Annotated in this window: 15 protein-coding genes; 6 read left to right on the top strand and 9 right to left on the bottom strand. The window is 33.7% G+C overall.

Annotation, left to right across the window (positions count from 1 at the left end):
• Positions 1-114 precede the first annotated feature (114 nt).
• From FA048_RS16825 to FA048_RS16815, 3 genes are read right to left on the bottom strand one after another with little or no spacing between them, the layout of a single operon-like run.
• Complete coding sequence (locus tag FA048_RS16825) at positions 115-1,371, bottom strand: alkaline phosphatase family protein (protein WP_136843306.1); 1,257 nt, start codon at positions 1,369-1,371, stop codon at positions 115-117.
• Positions 1,372-1,380: 9 nt separating this feature from the next.
• On the bottom strand, positions 1,381-3,288 hold the full coding sequence (locus FA048_RS16820) for an alpha-amylase family glycosyl hydrolase (RefSeq protein WP_136843304.1): 1,908 nt from the start codon (positions 3,286-3,288) through the stop codon (positions 1,381-1,383).
• Positions 3,289-3,292: 4 nt separating this feature from the next.
• Entirely contained in the window at positions 3,293-4,618 is a 1,326-nt protein-coding gene (locus tag FA048_RS16815) for an alpha-L-fucosidase (protein ID WP_136843302.1), read from the bottom strand.
• 160 nt (positions 4,619-4,778) lie between these two features.
• Between FA048_RS16815 and FA048_RS16810 the strand changes: the two genes are divergently transcribed.
• From FA048_RS16810 to FA048_RS16790, 5 genes are all read left to right on the top strand, one after another.
• A complete protein-coding gene (locus tag FA048_RS16810; protein WP_136843301.1) occupies positions 4,779-6,725 on the top strand; it encodes a sensor histidine kinase in 1,947 nt (648 codons plus the stop codon).
• 14 nt (positions 6,726-6,739) lie between these two features.
• Positions 6,740-7,372, top strand: coding sequence for a response regulator (locus tag FA048_RS16805; protein ID WP_136843299.1), 633 nt, complete (start codon positions 6,740-6,742; stop codon positions 7,370-7,372).
• 139 nt (positions 7,373-7,511) lie between these two features.
• The gene (locus tag FA048_RS16800) at positions 7,512-8,663 is read left to right on the top strand and encodes a fatty acid desaturase family protein (protein ID WP_136843297.1); all 1,152 of its coding nucleotides are present in this window, start codon (positions 7,512-7,514) and stop codon (positions 8,661-8,663) included.
• 97 nt (positions 8,664-8,760) lie between these two features.
• A complete protein-coding gene (locus tag FA048_RS16795; RefSeq protein WP_136843295.1) occupies positions 8,761-11,466 on the top strand; it encodes a PAS domain S-box protein in 2,706 nt (901 codons plus the stop codon).
• A gap of 19 nt (positions 11,467-11,485) precedes the next feature.
• Positions 11,486-11,851, top strand: a complete 366-nt coding sequence (locus FA048_RS16790) for a response regulator (protein ID WP_136843294.1) — start codon at positions 11,486-11,488, stop codon at positions 11,849-11,851.
• A 60-nt stretch (positions 11,852-11,911) separates the two neighbouring features.
• Here the strand turns inward: FA048_RS16790 and fabF are convergent, their stop codons facing one another.
• The 6 genes from fabF to FA048_RS16760 form a co-directional block, all read right to left on the bottom strand.
• Positions 11,912-13,162 carry a beta-ketoacyl-ACP synthase II gene (gene fabF / locus FA048_RS16785; protein WP_136843964.1) on the bottom strand — a complete coding sequence of 417 codons (1,251 nt, stop codon included), beginning with the start codon at positions 13,160-13,162 and terminating at the stop codon, positions 11,912-11,914.
• 12 nt (positions 13,163-13,174) lie between these two features.
• The gene (locus FA048_RS16780; RefSeq protein WP_136843292.1) at positions 13,175-13,393 is read right to left on the bottom strand and encodes a DUF2798 domain-containing protein; all 219 of its coding nucleotides are present in this window, start codon (positions 13,391-13,393) and stop codon (positions 13,175-13,177) included.
• Between the two features lie 20 nt (positions 13,394-13,413).
• Positions 13,414-14,163: an SDR family oxidoreductase gene (locus FA048_RS16775; RefSeq protein ID WP_136843290.1), complete on the bottom strand. Its 750-nt coding sequence runs from the start codon at positions 14,161-14,163 to the stop codon at positions 13,414-13,416.
• Positions 14,164-14,224: 61 nt separating this feature from the next.
• The gene (locus FA048_RS16770) at positions 14,225-14,812 is read right to left on the bottom strand and encodes a TetR/AcrR family transcriptional regulator (protein WP_136843287.1); all 588 of its coding nucleotides are present in this window, start codon (positions 14,810-14,812) and stop codon (positions 14,225-14,227) included.
• 174 nt (positions 14,813-14,986) lie between these two features.
• Positions 14,987-17,158, bottom strand: a complete 2,172-nt coding sequence (locus FA048_RS16765; RefSeq protein ID WP_136843285.1) for a TonB-dependent receptor — start codon at positions 17,156-17,158, stop codon at positions 14,987-14,989.
• A 242-nt stretch (positions 17,159-17,400) separates the two neighbouring features.
• Complete coding sequence (locus tag FA048_RS16760) at positions 17,401-17,715, bottom strand: DUF6660 family protein (RefSeq protein WP_136843283.1); 315 nt, start codon at positions 17,713-17,715, stop codon at positions 17,401-17,403.
• Between the two features lie 146 nt (positions 17,716-17,861).
• Here FA048_RS16760 and FA048_RS16755 point away from each other — a divergent pair, with 146 nt between their 5' ends.
• Positions 17,862-18,926: a sensor histidine kinase gene (locus FA048_RS16755; protein ID WP_136843281.1), complete on the top strand. Its 1,065-nt coding sequence runs from the start codon at positions 17,862-17,864 to the stop codon at positions 18,924-18,926.
• Position 18,927: the final 1 nt, after the last annotated feature.

Below are 18,927 nucleotides of genomic sequence, written 5' to 3'. Positions count from 1 at the left end.
GGTTTATTGATATTTTATAAATATCAAAAATTGAAAACCATATTTAGCAACGAACACGAAATTGTTACTTCGATAAGCTGCAGCTTCCCAGATTAAAAATCTTTAATTAATAAATCAATTCTTTAAAATCGGCGCTAAAAACTTCTCCTTACCATCTATTTTTTGCTTGTAGGTTAAACCTAAAATTTTAGCAATTAGCGGATAGATATTTACATTTTCGAATGCTGGTATTTTTAATCCTGATTTAAAATTTGGTCCCCAAGCATAAAAAATTGCATGCATATCTTGGGTGGATGGATCAAAACCATGTTGGCCAATGTCTGGTTTAATACCATTGATACTAAAAACCTTTGGTAAGCGTGGGACTAATAAAATATCTCCCAACCTATTGTATTTATCTTCTCTTCTATTGTAGTGCCATGCCTTCGGAATATTTTTGCTTAAATAAACATCGTAATCTATTGCTTCCGCTTTTAATGCTTTATAAGTTGATTTAATGTATTGCTTTTCATTTGCATAAACATGCAAAAGGGAATTACCAGGAGGAACTTTAAAATGACTTAAATCAATTGCCTTTGGCAATGGGATTGTATTTTCTCTATCAATTGTTGCCATTCCGTGATCTGAAAGAACTATAAAATTAACATCTAATCCACTTGCTTTTGCAACCTCAACCAATTTACCCACTGCATCATCTACAATTTGAACAGCAGCCCTAGTTTCTTCAGAATCTGGTTTGTAACTATGTGCTGCCTTGTCTACTTGCGGAAAATATAAAGCTATGAAGTGTGGGCGTTTATCATCGGGTAATTGCAGCCAGTTCTTAACTACAGCAACCCTTCTATCTATCGGAATGATTTCATTATAATTATAAAGATAGGTTGGTCTAATTCCATCCATAGAAATTTCTGAACCTGGCCAGTAAAAAACAGCGCTTAACATTTTTTGCTGTTCTGCTATTACCCAAAGTGGCTTACCTCCATACCACGAACTATCAGTAGCCATTTTTTTATCAGCTCTCCTAAAAACCACATTAGTTGCTTTATCATAAAAAATGTTATCAACCACCCCATGATGAGATGGATACAAGCCCGTTGTGATAGTGTAATGATTCGGAAAAGTTAAGGAAGGATATGATGGTTTTAAATAATCAGCTTGTACACCACTTTCTCTCAATTTAATTAAGTTTTTAGCTTGATATTTATCTGCTAAATCCCACCTAAATGCATCTAGTGAAATTAAAATTACATACGGTTTTTTCTGTTGCTCAATACTGTTATATCTATTAAGAACTACTTTCTGAGTAGTATCTTGAGCATTTAATGTTAGAAATAGAACCGAAAAAACTAGCGTAAGTAATGAAAATCGCATTGTAAGTAATTAGTTTAAGGCTTGCTTACTGTAAATGTGATATTCTCCAGGCGCAAGCGTTGCCCCAAATGTAGTACTTCCTAAATTAATATTCGATCCACCAGTTGCATCAATCCACGTTCCTGAAGCTCCGAAGTCTATGCTAGCTGTTTGAGAAGTTACATCAAAGTTACCTATCACAACTACAGTGTTTGTCCCATTAGTTAGTTTAATATATTTAATTCCTCCTGTTGTACTATAGGTATAAGTTGGACTTGAGAATATGCTATTGTTCTTTTTTAGTTTAATGAATTTAGAATAAGCATCATACAATGCTTTGCGCCTGCTATCATTGTAATAATCCCATTTAATTGGCTTATCTCCTGTACGTCCATTATAATCTATACTATAATCATAACCTAATTCGCCAAACTGCCAAATCATTTTTGGACCAGGAATAGCAAATAAAAATGCAGCCGCCATTTCATCACGTTTTAATGCTGTTGTTAAATCTTTTATAACATATCCACCAGATGCATTACCATAGCTTACATTTTTAAAGGTTAAGCGTTCTTCATCATGGCTTTCCATATAATTAATCAAGTTCTCTGACTTTGCGAAATTATGCTTATTGAAAAATCCCCAAGAAAAATCTGATGTCGGTATCCACCCCATTGTGGCTTCGTTCATATTATAGTTGATATTATTCCACAACATCATACCGTCTTCCGCCAATACTTTTTCTTCGCTGGCATCTGCAAAATGTTCTAATATTACATAAAAATTATTTGGGTCAATGCTCTTGATATAACTATTGTATTCTTTCCAAATCGCAACACGACTGGCATCATAAGCAGCAAAGGCTCCATCAGCATTAGAAAAGTTTTGAGTAAACCCTTTTGATAAATCGAACCTAAAACCATCTACTTTGTACTGTTGCATCCAATGTTTAATGGCTGCTTTTACAAAATACTTTGTCGCTGGGCTTTCGTGGTTAAAATCGTAGCCTACATTATAGGGGTGCTTTGCATCAGGGTTAAACCAAGGGCTATTTGTTGTTGGCTTAGTGCCATCAAAATATAATTGCACCATAGGTGACTGTCCGAAAGAATGGTTAAAAACCATATCCATAATCACGGCAATACCTCTTCCATGGCACTCATCTATAAAATTCTGAAGTGCTGTTTTTGTGCCATAATATTTATCGGGGGCAAAATAGTAGGACACATTGTAACCCCAACTTAAGTTACCTTCAAACTCTGTAACTGGCATGAGTTCAATTGCATTTATACCTAAACTAACCAGATAATCTAATTTTTGCAAGGTAGAAGTATAATTGTGTTCTGTGGTAAAATCTCTTATTAGCAATTCATAAACCACTAAATTATCTTTAACTGGCCTAGTAAAATTACCATTTTTCCACGAATAAACTGGCTGATTTGCTTGCATTACACTTACTATCCCTGTTGTTTTACCTGTTGGATAAGCTTTTAAATTAGGATAGGTTACCGTAGAAATGTAACTGTCATTATTAGGATCTAAAACTTTTTCACAATATGGATCAGCAACTTTTAACCCAGCATCTACTAGGAATTGGTAAGCATATTCTGTATTGGGATTTAGATTATCTATTTGAATCCACCAAGTATTCCCATCTGGTGCCAATTTCATTTGATGTGTTGGCAAAGTTTGCCAATCATTAAAATCTCCAATTAAATAAACAGAAGATTTTGAAGGTGCAAATAAAGTTACAATTGCGGTTGTGCCACCATTTATAAATGCAACTCCATCCTTCGCTCCAGCAGGTAATGAGTATGTAGTTGGTGAAGGTATTGGTGGTGTAATTGGTAGTGGTTCTGGTTCTGGGAACGTTCCCGATTTTTTACAAGAAGCGATAATAAGGCTGGCCCCTAAAAGGCAATAAAATAATTTTTTCATGGTATTAGTTGGCTGTTTCTAGCACAATAACTTCATCAAGTGTAGTTTGATTTGGAGTTATGGTTAGCTGTACATTTTGGTTAGTTAGGGTAGATTTTACTACACTTTTATCTTTTAGTAAATATGCTTTAATGATCTTTTTGTTCGGAAATTTAGGAAGATTTATTGTTGTTTCTGTATTTTTTAAAACATGAATATACATTTTATTTCCCTTTTGCGTAATACAACCCCAATCTTGCGGCTTTAAATAGCCTGCTTTTGTGCCATAAATGCTTTCTCCGTAAATGCTAAGCCACTTCCCCATTCCATTTAATCGGTCGATAAATTCTGGCTGTATTTTACCATTTGGCATTGGACCAATGTTTAACAAAAAGTTACTGCCCAATCCAGCTGCCTTAACTAAATAATCAACCAATTGCTTTTGAGTTTTAAAGCTATCATCTTTAATATTATAGCCCCAAGAATTATTTAAAGTTTCGCAGGTTTCTAAAGGTAATTTATCTGATGCTTCTTGAAAACTTAAGCCAGATTTATTCTCTCCAGGTAAATCACGCTCAAACATTTGAAAATCTTCCCCAACAAAAGGTGTAAGGTGATGGTTATTGCCAATCATACACTGTGGTTGTAATTTATGAATTAGGCCATATATTTCATCATATTTCCAATCTATTCTCGAACTTCTATCTGCCGCACCTTCTGGCTGAGTTTGATCCCAGTGTCCATCAAACCAAATTCCTCCTATTTCCCCATAATTGGTTAGTAATTCAGTCAATTGGTTTTTCATGAATTGGAGGTAACTAGCATAATTACTTTTTGCTGTTCTTCCACTCCCTTGTCCTGTCCTTCCCGTCTCATAAGGATAATCATCTCTGCGCCAATCTAGCAGAGAATAATATAAAAAAAGTTTTATGCCTTGCTTATGGCACTCATCTGCCACCATTTTCACAATGTCTTTTTTATATGGAGTATTCATGATGTTAAAATCAGAATATTTGGTATCCCACATGCTAAAACCATCATGGTGGCGCGTAATTAGAGTGATATACTTCATGCCTGCATTTTTTGCCATAGTTACAAATTGTGCAGCATCAAAACTTGTTGGGTTAAAAAAATCTTGTAATTGAGTATAACTAGTTGCTTTAATTTTACGCTCGTTCATTACCCATTCTCCAGCTCCAGGAATACTAAATGGACCCCAATGAATAAATAAGCCAAATTTTGAATCTGAAAACCATTTACGATTTTGAAGATTAGATTCTGTTGGCGTGTATTGAGCAAAAACCTCAACCGCAATTATTAACAAAAACGCTATGCAAAAGATTTTTTTCATTTTAATTTGGTTAGAGAGCGTACCAAAAATACTTAATATTAGGTATTTACATCTATAAAATTAACTGTAATTTTCATCTTCTCATTTATTGAAAACAAAACAGTTTAGCATAATCATTAGCGGTGATTTTAATTACTTACCACTAAATATAATAATTTAAATGTACAAATTTTTATTATTGCTCTCTTTAGGATATTTCATAAATACAACTGTATTTGGACAAAATTATGCTACAATAAAAGTTGGGAAGGCATCGGTTCTGCAAGAAGATGAAACTAGCTTATTTGAAAAGCTTATTGTTAAGTTCAATAGGCTAATTGACACAAAGTCACGTAAAGATGCTTTACACTATTTAGCACAAGCTGAAGATCTTGCCTCAAATTTCAAAAAAGAAGAGTTAAAAAATGCGCAAGCAGAACTTGCATTGGCATTTGCAAAAGCTAGACTAAGGAAAAAAGCTAAAATGTACCAGCAAAGAGCGATTAGTAAAAATCGTGGGGAAGCTAGCGAGAACTCAATTGCAAATTTAAATAAACTTAGTGCAAGTTTTGCTTTATTAAATGATACTACTGGATTAAAAAACTTGTTTGAGAAAGCCATTAGTGATGCTTCAAAAGTAAACAAGAAACCAGTAAAAATTGCCTACGTAAATGGGCTATTGGGTGTTAATGAAACGGGAAAAGCATCAACTTTGTTAAATGAACTTTACTCAGACACGCCTTTATCTACAGCAGAGAGGGCAGAGATATTAAGTTTATTAATTATCAATTCTCTAAAGTTAAATCAATTTCAGTTTTTAGAAAAGTATTACCAAGAGTTGTTAACCTTAAAATCTGTACCAACTGCTAATTATTTTTTAGCAAATGGGATGTATTTAGAGCATAAAAAACAATATACCAATGCAATTAAAAATTACCAGCAACTATTGGAAGCTTTTAATGCCGGCAAAAGAGAAGTTATTTACTTGGATGGAATTTTACAACTAGCTCAGCTCAACAGCATACAACTAAAGAAAGATAGCGCAGCTTATTTTTTTAAACTAGCAGCTACTGCCATACAAAAACCATTTAATACTACAGCAATAGGTATTAGATATATAAAATTATATCAAGCACATCAACTTCGTTTCAATCAAACTACACCTGCTTTAAATAAAGCCATAAATGATCGGGATTCTCTTTATAAAAATGAATTGATTACAATAACGAGAGAACTAACTTATAAACACAAAATAGAAGAAGACAAACAAAAAGTAGAATCTCTTAAAGAAAAAAGAGCGTTAGATGCTTTAATAATTACAAAGAACAAGCAACGCTCTTTATTAATTATAAGTTCTTTAATCTTGCTAGTTATAGCTGCCGCATCTATAATTTACATTCTATATCAACGCAGAAAACAAAGTAATTTATTGCACTTGGCAGAACTAGAAAGATTAAAACAGTTACATAAAACAGAGGTAATCAAAAAATTATCAGCTTATCAGGAAGCAGAACGTTGGCGAATTGCAGATCAGCTACATGATGAAGTGGGTTCGATGATTTCAGTAGTTAGGCTAAACCTTTCTCCTAACCCACAAAAAGCAGAAGTTATAACGGAAGAAAAACTAGAAACTGCAAATAGAATTTTGTCTGATGTGGCAAATACAGTGAGAGAAATGAGTCATGAATTAATGCCTGTAGCCATTAGGCAATACGGCTTAATAAATGCAATTGAACAATTAATCAGTGACATTAACACTTCGGGCAAAATTTACATTGAGCATTTAATTTTTGGCTTTGATAATCTTTCAAAATACCCTGAAGATTTCCAAGTTAGTTTTTATCGCATTATACAAGAACTTTTCCAAAACATAGTAAAACATAGTAAAGCTACAAATGCTATATTTCAGTTAATGGAACATCCAGATTCGATAAATCTTTACATTGAGGACAACGGAAAAGGAATGGAAAATGAAAAACCCCAAAAAAGTGGTAAAGGGATTGGATTATTGGCTAACAGAATTGATTATTATGAAGGGAAAATTAGCATTGAAGGACAACCTGGTAAAGGAACACTCATTGTAGTTGACATCCCTACCATCCACATGACTAAAGTAGAAGCTGAATAAAAGAGATCAAAATTATGGAAAACTTAAAAATATTTATTGCCGATGATCACCAGATACTAATTGATGGTTTAACATCTTTCTTTAACGAATTAGATGGTTTTGAGGTAATTGGCCACGCTAACGATGGTTTAATTTTATTACAAGAGATCGCAACAAAAACACCAGATATTGTATTGTTAGATTTAAATATGCCAAAGTTAGATGGCATGGCAACCCTTAAAAAATTAAAGGACAATTATCCGAACATTAAAGTGATTATTCTTTCAAATTACCATCAATCACAACTTATTAAAGAAGCGAAGGCTTTAGGAGCGAATGGTTATGTTTTAAAGAATGGATCAAAAAGCGATCTACTTTCGGCTATAGAAACAGTGCAAACCGGTAAATTTTATTTTCCTGAAGAAGAAAGTAAGATAGAAAACCAATCTCTTTTTACCGATGAGTTTATGAAAAAACATCAGTTAACAAAGCGTGAAGTAGAAATCATTAGGTTAGTCTGTAAAGAATTAAATAGCAAGGAGATTGCTGATAAGTTATTTATAGCAGAGTTTACCGTTACCACTCATCGGAGAAACATTTTAAGCAAACTTGAAATTAAAAATACACCTGCCTTAATAAATTTTGCCAAGCAAAATGGAATAGCATAATAAACATCTGTGCTTAGAAAATTTACGTAAGTATAAATACCCAATATGAAATTAATATGACAATCATAGTAAAAATCGTTTAAATTAGACTACTTTAGCTAAAATATAAAATCTGCCTACACTACCCTTTACACAAAATATGACAAAGAAAGTCAAATTTACCAATACAAATAAATCTACCTTTTATGCAACTTTACGTAAACGCGTTGATGAACATTTTGAAGATAACCAACTTAGCATTCATGCAAATGGCGCAATGTGGTTTAAAACAGTTTTCTTTTTAGGTTCTTTTATTGCCTTATATTTTGGTGTTTTACTTGGAGATTTCAATCCCTTGGTTAAACTTGGCCTAGCAATTTTGTTAGGTATATTTGGTGCTTTTGTTGGTTTTAATATTTGCCATGATGCAATCCACAAAGCGTTTTCAGATAAACCTTTCATCAATAAATCTTTCAGTTTTCTTTTTAGCCTAATTGGAGCAAGTGCCTATGTTTGGAGTATTTGCCACAACATAGTTCATCATACTTACACCAACATTTCTGGACATGATGAAGATATAGACGTTGCTCCGGGATTGATTCGCTTTTGTGAAGATGAGCCTGTAAATAAAATACAACGTTACCAACATATTTATGCTTTTGGCCTTTACAGTTTGGCAATGCTGTCTTGGGTTTTCAGAAAAGATTATAAAAAATTCTTCCAAACTAAAATTGGATCTCAGGTTGCAAACCATCCAAAAATTGAATATTTTAATTTATTTTTCTTTAAATTTTTATATTATTTCTTATTCATAATTTTACCGCTTATCGTTATTGATATTGCCTGGTGGCAATTTTTAATCGGCTTTTTAGCAATGCAATTTGCACAGGGCTTAGTATTAGGCTTGGTATTTCAATTGGCTCATGTTGTTGAAGGAACAAGTTTTCCCCTACCTAATGAAGATGGAAATATAGAAGAAGCCTGGGCGGCACACCAAATGATGACTACTGCAAATTTCGCAGTAAACAGTAAACTCGTAGGTTTTTTATGTGGTGGCTTAAATAGACAAGTAGAACATCATTTATTTCCAAAAATTTGTCATATACATTATCCAGCAATTGGATCAATAGTTAAGACGACTGCTTTAGAATTCGGATTACCATATATAGAAAGTCCTACTTTTTTAAGTGCATTAGGTTCACATTACCGTATGCTTAAAAAACTTGGTAAAGAGGCTTACGTTGCAAAAAAGGAAGTTGCAAAAATACCATGTTTGCTTACTGCAAAAATCAATATTCCACAAGCTTCTTAGAAATCATAAAATGTTTTATTTTTGCTTGAACAAATAAATTATTTGTTTGTTAAATTAGCGGTAATATTCCTTTTCATGATAAACCTTCTATTATAATATGGATTTTGGCTTCATTCGTGGAGGGGGCGAAAGTAGCGCCTTAATTCGCTCTATTGATTGGAATAAAAATCCCCTTGGCCCTATAAATCAATGGCCTCAAAGCTTGCGCACTACACTTAGCATTGTTTTAAATTCTAAATTCCCTATGTTTTTGTTTTGGGGGCCAGATCTTATTTGTTTTTATAATGATGCTTATCGCCTGAGTTTAGGAAATAATGGAAAACATCCTCAAGCTATGGGGCAAAAAGGAATAGAAACTTGGCCAGAAATCTGGGATTTTATTAAGCCGTTAATTGACCAAGTGCTTGCTGGCGGAGAAGCTTCCTGGAATGAAGATCATCTCTTGCCTATTTACCGTAATGGCAAAATTGAAGATGTGTATTGGACCTTTAGTTATAGTCCGGCATATGATGAAACTGACAAACCTGCTGGAGTGTTTGTAACTTGTACTGAGACAACGGCTAAAGTTTCGTCGTTGAATTCTATCAACGAGAGCAAAAATGAGCTAGAGTTTGCTTTAAATGCAGCTGAACTTGGAACTTGGGATTTAGATCCATTAACTAATAAATTTACTGCGAACAAAAGGCTAAAAAAGTGGCTTGGTTTTGAACCAGATACCGAGATAGACTTAAATTTAGCTTTAAATGCCATAATTGCAAAAGATAGACAAAGGGTAAGCGATGCTATTGCAAAAGCATTAGACTTTTCATTGGGCGGGAATTATGCAATTCAATACACCATCGTTAATTCAAAAAATGGTAGGGAGAGAGTAGTTAAAGCTAAAGGTAAAGCACTCTTTAATAATGAGAAAATTGCTTACAAATTAAGTGGCACATTACAAGATATAACCGAAGAAGTTGCGGCACAAGCTGCTTTTAAAGAAAGTGAGGAAAATTTTAGGAAGCTAATCTTACAAGCTCCAGTTGGGATGATTATTTTAAAAGGAGAAGATTTTTTCGTTGAATTGGTTAATGACGCCTATTTAAAGTTAACAGGAAAAAGCAAGAAAAATTTCGCAGACAGACCTTTATGGGAGGCAATGCCAGAATCTAAAACCTTAGGATTTGATACTATTTTAAAAAAAGTAATGCGTACTGGAGTTGCTCATCACGGAAATGAGCAGCCACTTAATTTAATTAGAAATGGGCAAAAAGAAACCATATACATCAATTACGTTTACGAGCCTCTAAAAGATATTGATGGAAGTATCAATAGAATTATGGTAGTGGCAGTAGATATTACCGAAATACTTGCAAGTAAACTAAAAATTAAAGATGCTGAAGAAAGAGCTAGACTAGCTGCAGTTGCTGCAGGTGTTGGTACTTTTGATTTAGATTTGCGCAATGGCGATTTGAAAACTTCTGAACGTTTTGATGAAATTTTTGGATTTGATAGGAAAGTAAACCGAGCTGATTTTGTAAATGCAATTCATGCAGATGACCATGAAATTAGACTTAACGCACACCGAAGGGCATTAAGTAGCGGCCAAATTTTTTATGACGCAAGAGTAGTATGGAAAGATAATTCTCTTCATTGGATTAGGATTGATGGCAAAATATATTATGATGCTGATGAGAAACCATTACGGATGCTAGGAACTGTTATGGATATCACACACCAACGTAATGCAAAAGAAGAATTGCTCCATATTAATCAACGTTTAGAGATTGCTTTAGAGACAGGAAGCTTAGGCTCTTATGAACTCAATATCAATACCCGCAAAATAACTTTCTCTGATCAATTTTTTAAAAACTATGGTCTTTTACCTAATCAAAATTTAAGTTATGACGATGTCATAGATTTAATCGAACCTTCTTTTAAAGAAGATGTAGTAAGCGCTATTAATACTGCCATTCTTAATAAAAGTATTTATCAAGCAGAATATCAAATTCGATGGTCTGATGGTTCTTTACATTGGATTAAAGAATCTGGTAAAGCCAAATATAATGAACAAGGTAACCCTATCACCTTTATTAGTGCATCTTTTGATATTACCGAAACCAAACAACTCCAACAACAAAAAGATGATTTTATAGGAATTGCAAGTCATGAATTAAAAACCCCTGTTACTAGCATTAAAGCATATGCACAAGTTTTAGAGCGAATTTTGACTAATAAAGGTGACATAAAGGAAGCGGAGTTGATGAGGAAGATGGATAATCAATTGAATCGTTTAACAAGTTTAATTGGTGATTTATTAGATGTTACTAAAGTAAATGCAGGTAAATTACAATACAACCATACTCATTTCGACTTTAATGAAATGATTAGATTTGTAATAGAAGATTTGCAGCGAACCACTGATAGCCATGAAATTATCGAAAATTTGCAAGAAGTAGGATTAGCTTATACAGACAAGGAAAGAGTTAGTCAGGTAGTTACAAATTTAATTACAAATGCTATAAAATATTCTCCAGACTCTAAAAAAATTATTGTTCATACCAGTGTAGAAGAGGGAAATGTTATTGTTTGTATTGAAGATTTTGGTATCGGCATTGCCCAAGACAAATTGAATAAAGTATTTGAACAGTTTTATAGAGTTAGCGGGAGCATGCAGCACACCTTCCCAGGTTTAGGGCTTGGTCTTTATATTTCTTCAGAAATAATTAAACGTGAGGGTGGAAAAATCTGGGTGACCAGTACGGAGGGACAAGGCTCTAAATTTTATTTTTCTATTCCATTACAACTCAGAAACACTTATTAATAACTGGATATATTATCAAATGAGCAAATTAAAAAGTATAACAATAGCTGATGATGACCCAGGTATTTTAGATGCTGTTGGAATGCTGTTGGAAATGGAAGGTTATAAAGTAAATGCTACACTAAATGGCAACACCGTTATAAATGAACAGCATGACCTCCCAGATATTTACATTTTAGACATTTGGATGTCTGGTTCTGATGGAAGAGAGCTTTGCAAAAAACTTAAGAGTGCAGAAAGAACTAAGCATATTCCTGTTATTTTAATTTCTGCAAGTAATGATTTACAACGTTCTGCAGAAACAGCAGGTGCAGATGACTTTTTAGCAAAGCCTTTTGAAATAGATGCTTTACTAGCTAAAATAGAAAAAGCCCTGCAAAATTAATGCGAGGCTTTTCTACTTATGTGTATCTTGTTCTTAAATAGGACAAGAATTCTTAACTAATTACTCAACATACTTTTTAAACAGACTAGTTGCTGTATGACCACCAAAACCGAAAGTATTATTTAGCACATAATTTACTTTCTGATAAACGGGATTTCCTAGGATAATATTTAACCCTTCTGGTATAGCCTCGTCTAAATTAACAGTATTTATTGTTGCAGGAATAACATCATTTTTAACAGACAAGACAGAAATTATACTTTCAATGGCACCTGCAGCGCCTAGTAAATGTCCTGTCATAGATTTTGTTCCGCTTATTGCTACAGGTAAGTCTCCAAAAACTTTTTTAATCCCAACCAATTCACTAATATCTCCAATTCCTGTAGAGGTAGCGTGTGCATTAATATAATCTATATCTTTTGCTGTTATACCTGCTTCTTTAATCGCTTTACTCATCCCTAAAACCGCACCCAAACCTTCAGGATGTGTTCCTGTTAAGTGGTAAGCATCAGCAGCCATTGCGCCACCTACAAGCTCAGCATGAATAGTTGCCCCTCTTTTTAGTGCACTTTCTAAGTCTTCTAAAATCAAAGCACCTGCACCCTCTCCCATTACAAATCCATCTCTTTCTACATCAAATGGTCTTGATGCTTGTTGCGGATTTTCGTTATTTTTTGAAAGTGCTTGAGCCGAATTAAAACCACCAACAGAAGCCTCTGTAATTGCAGCTTCAGAACCTCCAGCAATCATAATTCTTGCTTTGCCTAATCTAATGGTATCAAAAGCGCTAATGATTGCCGTATTGGAAGAGGCACAAGCAGAAACTGTACAATAGTTGGGTCCATAGAGCTGGTGTCTAATAGAAATTACACCCGCAGCAATGTCAACAATCATTTTAGGAATAAAGTAGGGACTGAACCTGGGTGTTCCATCTCCACCATTAAATTCTTTTAATTGATTTTCGAAAGTAGAAATTCCGCCATTACCAGTTGCCCAAATCACACCAACATCATACCTATCAATTTCATCCATTTGAGTAAAATCAAGTCCGGCATCTTTAATGGCTTGGTCAGTTGCAGCAATTGCATACTGTGTAAATAAATCATATTTTTTGATTTCCTTCTTATCGATGTATTCCTCAATATTAAAATCCTTTACTTCACAGGCGAAATTGGTTTTAAATTTACTGGTATCAAACTTTGTAATTGGACAAGCAGCACTTTTACCTGCCAATATGTTTTCCCAAAATTCATTTACCGAATTACCTAGAGGAGTAATAGCTCCCATTCCAGTAATAACTACTCTTTTCATCATATAATTGTTTTAAGACTTTACTCTCATCAAATAATCTACCAACTTTTCTATTCTTGGTGCAATAATTAATATAGAAGGAACAGCCACAAGGTAAGCTATTGGCCAAGATTTTAACCATATTATTAAAAATTGATCTACAAAACCTAGATTAGCAGCAACAACTGTAAAAGTTACTATGCCAGTGGTTACTGCACTCATTATTAAAGCAAAAGCTATTTTCTTTTTCATTATGACTGCACAGATTCGATCTAAGCCGCTCTATTTGCATTCATTACATTTAGGGCTTCTGAAGGTGATGAAAGAAATAAATCATATATTTTAGCAGTATCACCAACACGAATTTCGAATTCATTATTTTTTAAACCTTCTAACAATTCATCAGCAACTTGTGCAGTTGCTATGCCATTATGTCCTCCAATTTCTTTTGAAAATTCGGTATCAACCAAGGGAGGAAATAATTCGAAAACCTTTATGGAGGTATTTTCTAAGCTTAATCTCAATGAGGTAGTGTATGAATGCAATGCTGCTTTACTTGCAGCATAAGTTGGTAGTGTAACTCCAGGGACATAAGCCACTACAGATGAGACATTAACAATTGCTGCCTCTTCTTGCTGTTTTAACAATGGCAAAAGATGCTGATTTAACCTTATGATAGACAAATAGTTAGTTAACATTTCATCTTCTGCATTTACATACGCATTCTGACTTTCATCTGCCAAATTATAAAGTAATGCTCTACCTGCATTATTGATGACCACATTTAAAGCCGGAAATAATCGATTAACAGTAGCAACTAATTCTGCAACATCAGCTGCTTTACTTACATCAGCCCTAATTGCAGTTACGTTAGTTAATTGTGCTTTTGCTTCATCTAATCTATTTTGATTTCTGCCCGTAATGATTACATGATTTCCTTGTTCGCTTAATAATTTTGCAGTTTCAAAGCCAATACCAGCACTACCGCCAGTAATTAGTATCGTGTTTTTTGTAGTTTTCATTTTCTTTTCAATTTTTTATTATATATTAAATACCGTTCGGTATATTTTTATTCAAATTTTTTTAACTTAATTCAATTATCATTTTTTTCATTGATTGCATTACATCAGCAATATGATTTTTATCATTTAATAGTTTTGAAATCATAATCGCTCCTTCTATCATTGCAATCATAGTTAATGCCATTTGTGATGCATTTACCTCTGATCTAAATTCTTTATTTGCTATTCCGTCATTAATAATTGCAACAATTTTATTTTTCCAAGCAAGTACTGCCGCCGCCGCTTTTTTTCTCAATTTTGGATGTGTATCATCTGCTTCTACAGCAGTATTTAAAACTGGGCAACCCCCTTGTTCACATTGGGTATTGAAAAAATCTGTATAAGCACTCACATAAACCAAAAGCTTACTTTCTGCATCTTTTTGGCCTGCAATCTGTTGACTAATCCCTGCATTGGCACGTTCAAAATTATAGTCAAAAACAGCTAATGCTACTTCATCTTTATTTGCAAAATTGCCATAAATGCTTCCTTTGGTTAATCCAGTAGCAGCAGTAATGTCATTTAATGAAGTACCTGCAAAACCTTTCTTATTAAAGATAGGTGCAGTTTTTTCTATAATAAATGCTCTCGTTCTTTCTGCTTTTGTCATGATATAATGATTTAACAAAACAAATATATACCGATTGGTATTATTTTACAATTTATTTTAAGAAGATGATTTTCAGGAGACAAATAGTCTTGTCATTCAGTTAATTTGTCATTCCGAACCCACGAGGAATCTAATAAATAAGATTCTTCGCTACACTCAGAATGACAAATTAGACTACAACCTAAACTTAATTCCACCATTCATTACAAAACCATCAAGTGGGGCATAAATATCCCTAAACTGAGGATTGCTAAGCGTACCTGTATAAATGGTATCGAAACGAGTTTGGCGGGCATCTAAAAAGTTCTCAAAATTTATATAGATTGAAAATCTCTTCCAAAGTTTTTCGGCCATAAAACCAGTAATCAGATAGTTCTTACCTGTAGTACCATCATTTAACAATTGCTTGCTAAAAGTATAGGCTTCTAAACCAATTTTCCATTCATCTTCAAGCTCGTACATTAACACGGCGTTAACCCTATGCTTTGCAGTTAAAGGATTGGCAACCTGAGCTCCATTTCTATGCTGATGAGCGTCTGTGTAAGTATAGCCTAAAAACAATTTAAAATCTTCATAACCTAACTTCACATTTGTTTCCGTTCCCTTACTTTCTAAGTTACCAGGTACGTTAATAAATTGATAATTGCCACCAGTAACTGGAATTAATTGTAAGGGGTTTTTCAAGTGGGTAAAGAAAAACAAATGATTAATCGTAAAAGAAACTTTGTCATTAAACAAAGCAGTACGATAGTTAATATCCCAATTTGCACCATAACTCTTCTCTAAAACATTTACTTGTGAGTTTATAGGTAACACATTTCTATATTGAATGCGTTCGCTGTCTTCTGTAAATATGGTTGGGGCTTTGTAACCCAAACCACCACCTAACCGTGAAGTAACCTTAGGACTAACTTTAAATAACGCAGAAACCCTTGGTAAAAACGCAAAACCATACTCATTTACATGATCTGCCCTTACTCCTGTCTCAATATTTAACCAATTGTTTGCTTTCCAATTCGCCTGCAAAAATGCTCCAATTGTAATTTGCTCATAGTTACGCAAAGCGGATGTTTGTGCTTTTTCTCTAAAACGATCAGTCCATAAATTTAAACCCCCAACCCATTCTATAACCTCTCCATGATTGGCATAATTTGCTTCAGTAAAGGTTGAGTATTGAGTGCCATTAAAACCATAACCTGGTGTATTTAGTTTTCTATTGAAATAGCTGATGCTGTTTTTGAACGTAAAGTGTCCGCATTTTCCAAAAGCATGATCCAATGACAATTGGGTACTCACTCTTTCTGTTTTGTTTTGCTCAAAATAAGTATGAGTAGCATCGGCATTACCATCAATATAATGCATATCACCACCAATGCGATCTTCGAAAGTTGTATTTACACCAAATACAATGTTTGTTCTTTTGCTTGGATATAAAAATAACCTCGGATTAAAAGTAAACTTCTCAGATTTTGGAATTGCAGACAGATCTATTCCAGCTGGATCATAAGCACTATTATTTTGGTAGGAGGCGAATAACGTTGTTCCTATTTTTTCATTTCGCTTTCCATAAAATCCATTCAAACTTAAACCTAAGGCATCAGTACCATCAAAATGAAAGCTGAGCTCTCTTTCTAAATTTGGAGTTTTAGAAATTAGATTTACCAATCCGGCGATAGCACCGCCCCCGTATAATGTAGATGCCGAACCTTTAATAAGTTCTATTTGCTTTAAATCTAATGGCGGAATTTGCAGTAAACCTAAACCACTAGCAGCTCCGGCATATAGTGGAAATCCATCCTTTAAAATTTGTGTATAGCGACCATCCAAACCTTGTATTCTTATTGCTGCATTGGCTGATGTTGCTGAAGTTTGTTGCGTTTGGATACCAGTGCTTTCACTCAAAACCATTCTAATATCTCCAGGTTTCATATTTGCTTTTTCTTCAAGCTCTTCTCCTGCTATAAATTCTACCCTAGTAGGAATATCTTTTATACTTCTAGAACTTCTGGTTGAAGAAATTGTAACCGTTTCTAGTTCATCTTCACTTACTTCTAGCAAAACTTCTTCTACTGAAGTTTGAATAAATGGAAACTTTAACGTGATGGTTTTTTCTTCAAAACCTACAAAACTGATGATTATGGTTTGTGTTCCGTCTGGGATATTAGTTAAGGTTAAAAACCCCTTTTCATCTGCTTGTGCTCCAATAGCTGTTCCTTTTATTTTTGCAGATGCACCAACAACTGGATTTTTTGTTTCTTCTTCTAAAATATGAGCCTTCCAAGTGTTTTGGGCAAAAGCTAGCGTAGTTATAAATAATGTCAATAATGACAGTATGATTTTTTTCATTGGATTTTATTGTAAATTGAAATCTTCTACTAATTTTCTACATCCTTACGGTCTTCTCGACAGAGCGGGGCCTTTTCGACTAGCGACGAGAAATCTTTATTATTGCAACAGCTTTTTGTTCACAGGATTTTATACAGTAAGCAAGTAAATCAAAGATTCTCAATCGCAAAAGCTCATTTCGAAATGACGCGAAATTATAGGATGGATGCTTCGACAAGCTCAGCATGACAAACTTAAAATTATTAAACTAGTTTCGGCGGTTGCCAAATGTTTTGATCTCTTTGCTCAAGCTTAAAGTGATAAGCCGAAATAAGACTAGGACGTTCTGTAGCTAGAATTTTTGTAGTGAATGAAACCAAGTCCGTTTCTATCACACTTTGCCCACAACAAGTGCATAGACAAATTGGCGAACAGCTTTCTGTTTTACAGTCATCTTTTTCATGTGAAATAATAGCTGAGGTATTTTCTACAAAATCTTTATTTTCTAGCTCATCACTGCATGGCAAAGCGGAGAGCAATACCACCATGATTAAATAAAAGATGCCTAGATTTTTCACACCGCAAATGTATAGAAATAGAATTAGATAATAAACCACTCATCTCAATGTTTCTACCATTCATCTATAATACATTTATTAACTCACTTGTTTTACGCAAATTTGAACCTGTTAAAAAATCACTAAATTATGCCTGTTAAAATATCATGATAGAGAAAAGATTATCGTTTAAAGAAGGTGGCTGGCTCAAGACTAATATCAAATATGCCATAATTGGGCTTTCAGTTGGTTTTTTAATGAGCGCTTTCATCTATATCTTTAACCCAAATGGCATACAAACTAAAAACGTACTATTCAACATCCTTTTTAGCTTATTCATTACCCTTAGCATAGCAAATGTAATAGCTTTAGTTCAATGTTATTTTACGCCTGCTAAAATTGGTTTTTGGAATTTTGTTTGGATTTATTATTTATGCAATTTCATAGGGCTATTTATTGGTGTGGAACTCACTTATATTATCGTTTCTATAATTTTTGATTTTAAATATGAATTTATAGCCCACATTAACGATTACAAATTCAATGTACTAATAACCATCATTGTAGGCACTTTGATTTTACTCTACCATTTTCAAAGAATAAATGCAGAGGCTATATTAAAGTCAAAAGAAATGGATTTAGTGAAGTTAAGTCAACTTAAAACACAAGCGGAGTTGCAAGCTTTACAATCTAAAATCAATCCACATTTTTTGTACAATGCCTTAAATTCAATAGCTAGTTTAATTCATGAAGATGCTGACAAAGCTGAAGATATGACGATGAAACTTTCAAAGCTTTTTAGATATAGCATTAACACATTGCAAGAAAACCATGTTTCTATAAAAGAGGAAGTAGAGATTTTAAATACTTATTTAGACATTGAGAAAGTACGTTTTGGCAATCGCATTAACTTTCAAATTGAAGTATTATCAGCATTAGAAAACAAATTAATTCCTCGTTTTTTATTACAGCCCTTGGTAGAAAACGCTTTAAAACACGGCTTAAAAGATGTTCGTGATAATGGGGAAATGAAAGTAAACATTACGCAAAGCGGAAATAGGATTGAAATTTTCATTTATGATAGTGGGGCTCCATTTCCTGAAGAATTAATTGCAGGTTATGGCTTGCAAAGCACATTTGACAAACTGCAATTGTTGTACAAAGAGGATCACGATATTCAGATCAACAATACACCAGAAAAGCATATTAAAATTTCAATTCCTTTTATTTAAA

Source organism: Pedobacter polaris (genome assembly GCF_005116505.1).
Taxonomy (GTDB): domain Bacteria; phylum Bacteroidota; class Bacteroidia; order Sphingobacteriales; family Sphingobacteriaceae; genus Pedobacter; species Pedobacter polaris.
The sequence above is the reverse complement of the archived record's forward strand: the minus strand, read 5'-3'. Positions and strand labels throughout refer to the sequence as shown.

Excerpts from the sequence above, each read along its gene's own strand:
- FA048_RS16805 (WP_136843299.1), top strand. The coding sequence starts at position 6,740 with ATGGAAAACTTAAAAATATTTATTGCCGATGATCACCAGATACTAATT.
- FA048_RS16765 (WP_136843285.1), bottom strand. The coding sequence starts at position 17,158 with ATGAAAAAAATCATACTGTCATTATTGACATTATTTATAACTACGCTA.
- FA048_RS16820 (WP_136843304.1), bottom strand. The coding sequence starts at position 3,288 with ATGAAAAAATTATTTTATTGCCTTTTAGGGGCCAGCCTTATTATCGCT.
- FA048_RS16775 (WP_136843290.1), bottom strand. The coding sequence starts at position 14,163 with ATGAAAACTACAAAAAACACGATACTAATTACTGGCGGTAGTGCTGGT.
- FA048_RS16800 (WP_136843297.1), top strand. The coding sequence starts at position 7,512 with ATGACAAAGAAAGTCAAATTTACCAATACAAATAAATCTACCTTTTAT.
- FA048_RS16770 (WP_136843287.1), bottom strand. The coding sequence starts at position 14,812 with ATGACAAAAGCAGAAAGAACGAGAGCATTTATTATAGAAAAAACTGCA.
- FA048_RS16755 (WP_136843281.1), top strand. The coding sequence starts at position 17,862 with ATGATAGAGAAAAGATTATCGTTTAAAGAAGGTGGCTGGCTCAAGACT.
- FA048_RS16780 (WP_136843292.1), bottom strand. The coding sequence starts at position 13,393 with ATGAAAAAGAAAATAGCTTTTGCTTTAATAATGAGTGCAGTAACCACT.
- fabF (WP_136843964.1), bottom strand. The coding sequence starts at position 13,162 with ATGAAAAGAGTAGTTATTACTGGAATGGGAGCTATTACTCCTCTAGGT.
- FA048_RS16810 (WP_136843301.1), top strand. The coding sequence starts at position 4,779 with ATGTACAAATTTTTATTATTGCTCTCTTTAGGATATTTCATAAATACA.
- FA048_RS16790 (WP_136843294.1), top strand. The coding sequence starts at position 11,486 with ATGAGCAAATTAAAAAGTATAACAATAGCTGATGATGACCCAGGTATT.
- FA048_RS16795 (WP_136843295.1), top strand. The coding sequence starts at position 8,761 with ATGGATTTTGGCTTCATTCGTGGAGGGGGCGAAAGTAGCGCCTTAATT.
- FA048_RS16825 (WP_136843306.1), bottom strand. The coding sequence starts at position 1,371 with ATGCGATTTTCATTACTTACGCTAGTTTTTTCGGTTCTATTTCTAACA.
- FA048_RS16815 (WP_136843302.1), bottom strand. The coding sequence starts at position 4,618 with ATGAAAAAAATCTTTTGCATAGCGTTTTTGTTAATAATTGCGGTTGAG.